Annotated in this window: 5 protein-coding genes; 3 read left to right on the top strand and 2 right to left on the bottom strand. The window is 70.7% G+C overall.

Annotation, left to right across the window (positions count from 1 at the left end):
• Nucleotides 1–47 precede the first annotated feature (47 nt).
• Together glpK and ABZW32_RS38960 are read right to left on the bottom strand one after the other, a co-directional pair.
• Nucleotides 48–1565, bottom strand: coding sequence for a glycerol kinase GlpK (gene glpK / locus ABZW32_RS38965; protein ID WP_356225545.1), 1518 nt, complete (start codon nt 1563–1565; stop codon nt 48–50).
• An 85-nt stretch (nt 1566–1650) separates the two neighbouring features.
• Entirely contained in the window at nt 1651–2547 is an 897-nt protein-coding gene (locus ABZW32_RS38960; RefSeq protein WP_356225543.1) for an MIP/aquaporin family protein, read from the bottom strand.
• A 310-nt stretch (nt 2548–2857) separates the two neighbouring features.
• Between ABZW32_RS38960 and ABZW32_RS38955 the strand changes: the two genes are divergently transcribed.
• The 3 genes from ABZW32_RS38955 to ABZW32_RS38945 all read left to right on the top strand — a co-directional run.
• Complete coding sequence (locus tag ABZW32_RS38955) at nt 2858–3424, top strand: TetR/AcrR family transcriptional regulator (protein ID WP_356225541.1); 567 nt, start codon at nt 2858–2860, stop codon at nt 3422–3424.
• A 103-nt stretch (nt 3425–3527) separates the two neighbouring features.
• A complete protein-coding gene (locus ABZW32_RS38950; RefSeq protein WP_356225539.1) occupies nt 3528–4004 on the top strand; it encodes an SRPBCC family protein in 477 nt (158 codons plus the stop codon).
• A 146-nt stretch (nt 4005–4150) separates the two neighbouring features.
• Nucleotides 4151–4366 (top strand): carotenoid oxygenase family protein (locus ABZW32_RS38945; RefSeq protein WP_356225537.1); only part of this gene is annotated, 216 nt, incomplete at its 3' end.

Raw genomic sequence — 4366 nt, 5'->3', positions numbered from 1 at the left:
GGGCGCCGCCGGGACCGACGGCGCCGGCCGCGCCCGCTCCCCGGCGGCTATTCGACGGTCGCCCAGTCCAGGGTCCGCGCGACGGCCTTCTTCCAGCCCTCGTAGCCCTCGGCCCGCTTCTCCTCGGACCACTGGGGCTCCCACCGCTTGGACTCCTGCCAGTGCGTGCGCAGCTCGTCGGTGTCCCGCCAGAATCCGGTGGCCAGTCCGGCCGCGTACGCGGCGCCCAGGGCCGTGGTCTCGGCGACGACGGGGCGGCTGACGGGTACCCCGAGGACGTCCGCCTGGATCTGCATGCACAGGTCGTTGGCCGTGACTCCGCCGTCGACCTTGAGCACGTCCAGGTGTACCCCGGAGTCCTGCTCCATGGCCTCCACGACGTCGCGGCTCTGGTAGCAGATGGCTTCCAGGGTGGCGCGCGCCAGGTGCCCGTTGTCGTTGTAGCGGGCGAGGCCGACGATGGCGCCGCGGGCGTCGGACCGCCAGTAGGGCGCGAACAGGCCGGAGAAGGCCGGCACGAAGTACATGCCGCCGTTGTCCTCTACCGTACGGGCCAGGCGCTCGCTCTCCGCGGCATTGGTGATGATCTTCATCTGGTCGCGCAGCCACTGCACGGCCGAGCCGGTGACGGCGATGGAGCCCTCCAGGGCGTACACCGCGGGCTCGTCGCCGAAGCGGTAGGCCACGGTGGTGAGCAGGCCGTGCTGGGAACGGACCACCTCGTTGCCCGTGTTGAGCACGAGGAAGTTGCCGGTGCCGTAGGTGTTCTTGGCCTCGCCCGGCGCGTAGCAGACCTGCCCGACGGTGGCCGCCTGCTGGTCGCCGAGCACGCCCGTGATCGGGATCGCCGCCCGCAGGGGGCGGGAGCTGCGCGTGACGCCGAAGGCGGTGGGGTGCGAGGAGGAGTGGATGGCGGGGAGCATCGCGCGCGGGATCCCGAAGAAGCCGAGGAGTTCGTCGTCCCAGTCCAGGCTCTCCAGGTCCATCAGCATGGTCCGGCTGGCGTTGGTGACGTCGGTGGCGTGGACGCCTCCGTCGGGGCCTCCGGTGAGGTTCCACAGCACCCAGCAGTCGGTGTTGCCGAAGAGCGCGTGCCCTTGTTCGGCGGCCTCGCGGACGCCGTCCACGTTCTCCAGGATCCACTGGATCTTCCCGCCGGAGAAGTAGGTGGCCGGCGGCAGTCCGGCCTTGCGCCGGATGACGTCGCCCCGGCCCGAGCGGTCGAGCGCCGCCGCGATCGAGTCGGTGCGGGTGTCCTGCCAGACGATGGCGTTGTAGTACGGGCGGCCGTTGCGGGGGTCCCAGACGACGGTCGTCTCGCGCTGGTTGGTGATGCCGATGGCCGCCAGGTCGGCCGGGGAGAGGTCGCCGTGCCGGAGCGCGTTCTGGATCACCGAGTTGGTGCGCTCCCATATCTCCACCGGGTCGTGCTCGACCCATCCCGACCTGGGAAGGATCTGTGCGTGCTCCAGCTGGTGCTTCGCGACCTCGTTGCCCGCATGATCGAAGATCATGAACCGGGTGCTCGTGGTGCCTTGGTCCACCGCGCCGACGAAGTCCGCCATGATGGTGCCGCCTCTCTTGGGGAGAGCCCGTCCCGCACCGGGGTGGCTTCGCCGCCCCGGGCGGGGGATGACGTCGGGCTGAGGGTCAGGATCCGGAGGTCGGGATGGTGCCCTCGGGCCCGGGGTCGAGATCGGGATCGGGATCGGCGGTCGGGATGACTCCCTCGGGCTCGGCCTCGGCGGTCGGCAGGAACTGGCCGATGAAGAACTTGTACAGAGCCGCTCCGATCAGGCCTCCGACCAGCGGACCGACGATGGGCACCCAGAAGTAGAAGTTCCCGTACTGATCTCGCCAGGCCCCTCCGTATCCGGTGAGGAAGCTGGCGAGCCGCGGACCGAAGTCACGGGCCGGGTTGATCGCGTACCCCGCGGCCGTGCCCCAGGCCATGCCGATCGCGACGACGATCAGGCCCACGATGAACGGCGCCAGGTTGGCACCGGGCGGGCTGTTGAGCAGGTCCGTGACGGCGAGGATGAGCAGGAGCAGGAGCGCCGTGCCGATGATCTGGTCCCGTAGCGCGCCCCATTCGGTGATCGGCAGGTTCGTGTTGCCGTTCGCCGGGAGCGTGGAGAAGACGCCCTGCGACTTGATGGTGTGGCCGGGGTCGTACTTGGCCAGCGCCTCGGTGTAGTTCCACCGCACGATGAGGGCGGCCACGAACGCGCCGGCCACCTGTGCCAGCACGTAGGGCGCCACCTTCTTCCACGGGAAACCCTTGAAGCTCGCCAGCGCGACGGTGACCGCCGGATTGAGGTGGGCGCCGCTCATGCGACCCGCGACGTACACGCCGAGGGTGACGGCGAGGCCCCAGGCCCACGCGATGCTGTCGTGGTTTCCGAGGCCCCCGGGCGGGGTGGTGAGTCCGCCGCCCGCGACCACTTGGGCCACCACGCCACAGCCGAAGAGGATGAGGACCATGGTGCCGGCGAATTCGGCGGACACCTCGCCCACCAGCCCCGATGCCTTGAGACGATCAAGCATGTGAGCCTGCTTCCCGCCGGCGGAGACCGGCTGTCACATCGGCCCGTCGGTGCCGCCGCCAGCCGCGGGGCCCCGGCGATCGGTCGCTCGTACGGAGTCTCGGCGCCCGTCGCCGCACACGCCGAGTGCGCAGGACGGACGACGGGGAGAATCTCCGCACTTGCCGCATACCCGGTTGTATCGATCTAATCACTCGATCAGCGGAGCTGCTCCTTCTGGCCGTCCACGCGCGGGGTGTGTCGATGGTTCGAGTGACCCGGAGAGGTGACCGGGGTTGACAGCGAAAAAGTGTGAGTGGTTGAGTACTCACATGCAATCGGAACGCCCACGCCAGCTGTCCACCGCAGAGGAACGCCGCGAGACGGTGCTGCGCACCGCCATCGGAGCGTTCGCCGCGCGGGGGTACTTCGGCACGACGACCACGGAGGTCGCCAAGGCCGCCGGAATCTCGCAGGCGTACGTCTACCGGCTCTTCCCCCACAAGGAAGCCCTGTTCGTGGCGGTCGTCGACCACTGCTTCCTACGGGTACGGGCCAGCCTGGAGGCCGGTGCGGCCGATGCGCGGGGCAGCTCGCCGGAGGCCGTGCTCTCCGCGATGGGCGACGCGTACGCCCGCCTGATCAGCGACAAGGATCTGATGCTGGTCCAGCTGCACGCCCAGGCCGCCGCGGTCTCCGAGCCCGCCGTCCGCGAGGCCGTGCGCGCAGGTTACGCCCGCACGGTCGAGTACGTGCGCGGGGCTTCCGGCGGCGACGACCGCCAGGTCCAGGAGTTCTTCGCCGTCGGGATGCTCTGCCACCTGGTGGTGTCACTGGACGCCGGGGCGGTCGACGCGCCCTGGACGCGCACCCTGACCGCCGGCATCCGGCACTACTGACAGCCGGTCCCCGAGGACGGCGGCCCACCGGAGGTCGGGCCGTCGTTCTTGCGGACCAAAGAGTGAGTGGTTAACCACACATACAGAAGGAGCGTCACCCGTCATGAGCACTGAACGCACGGAACAGCCCGCGCACACCCCCGACGTCACGATCGACGAGAGCGCGCCGGCCGTCGTTCGGCTGTCGGCCACCGTCAGCGCCCCCCTCGACACCGTCTGGCGCCTGCACACCGACATCGACGCCTGGCCCGACTGGAACCCGGACGTCACCCGGGCCACGCTGGACGGCCCCCTCGACACCGGCGCCACCTTCCGCTGGCTCACCCACGGCCTCGACATCACCTCCACCGTCCTGCAATGGGTCCCCGGCGAGCGCATCGTCTGGGGCGGCCCGGCCCAGGGGATCGACGGCGTACACGTGTGGACCTTCGAGGAGTCGGACGGCGCCGTCACGGTCCGCACCGAGGAGTCCTGGTCCGGGGCGCCCGTGGAGGCCTCGCCGGAGCTGCTGCAACAGGCGCTCCACGACTCCCTCGTGCAGTGGCTGGCCCGGCTCAAGGAGCGGGCCGAGCACGCCTGAGCGCACCCGGCGCGCCCGGCACCCCCGGCGCGCCACCCCGCACCGCAGCCCCGCCCAGCACCTCTGCTCCGTACCGCCGCACCGCAGCCCCGCACCGCCGCCCCGCTCCGTACCGCCGCCCACCACCGGGAACCGAGGTCCTCACGATGACCAGCAAGCCGTACCTGACCGGCCACTACACCCCCGTCGCCGACGAGGTCACCGCCACCGGGCTCACCGTCGAAGGCGCCCTGCCGCCCGAACTGACCGGCCGCCTGATCCGCAACAGCCACAACCCCAAGCCCGGGATCACACCCACCCACTGGTTCAAGGGCAGCGGCATGGTCCACGGCATCCGGCTCCGCGAAGGCCGCGCCGAGTGG

It is taken from the genome of Streptomyces sp. NPDC004667 (assembly GCF_040609475.1).
Classification (GTDB): Bacteria; Actinomycetota; Actinomycetes; order Streptomycetales; family Streptomycetaceae; genus Streptomyces.
Note: the sequence above shows the minus strand (reverse complement) of the source record. Positions and strands in the feature narration are given on the sequence as shown.

What these genes read in the sequence shown, in the direction of transcription:
- glpK (WP_356225545.1), bottom strand. Translation starts at nt 1,565, where the DNA reads ATGGCGGACTTCGTCGGCGCGGTGGACCAAGGCACCACGAGCACCCGG.
- ABZW32_RS38960 (WP_356225543.1), bottom strand. Translation starts at nt 2,547, where the DNA reads ATGCTTGATCGTCTCAAGGCATCGGGGCTGGTGGGCGAGGTGTCCGCC.
- ABZW32_RS38955 (WP_356225541.1), top strand. Translation starts at nt 2,858, where the DNA reads ATGCAATCGGAACGCCCACGCCAGCTGTCCACCGCAGAGGAACGCCGC.
- ABZW32_RS38950 (WP_356225539.1), top strand. Translation starts at nt 3,528, where the DNA reads ATGAGCACTGAACGCACGGAACAGCCCGCGCACACCCCCGACGTCACG.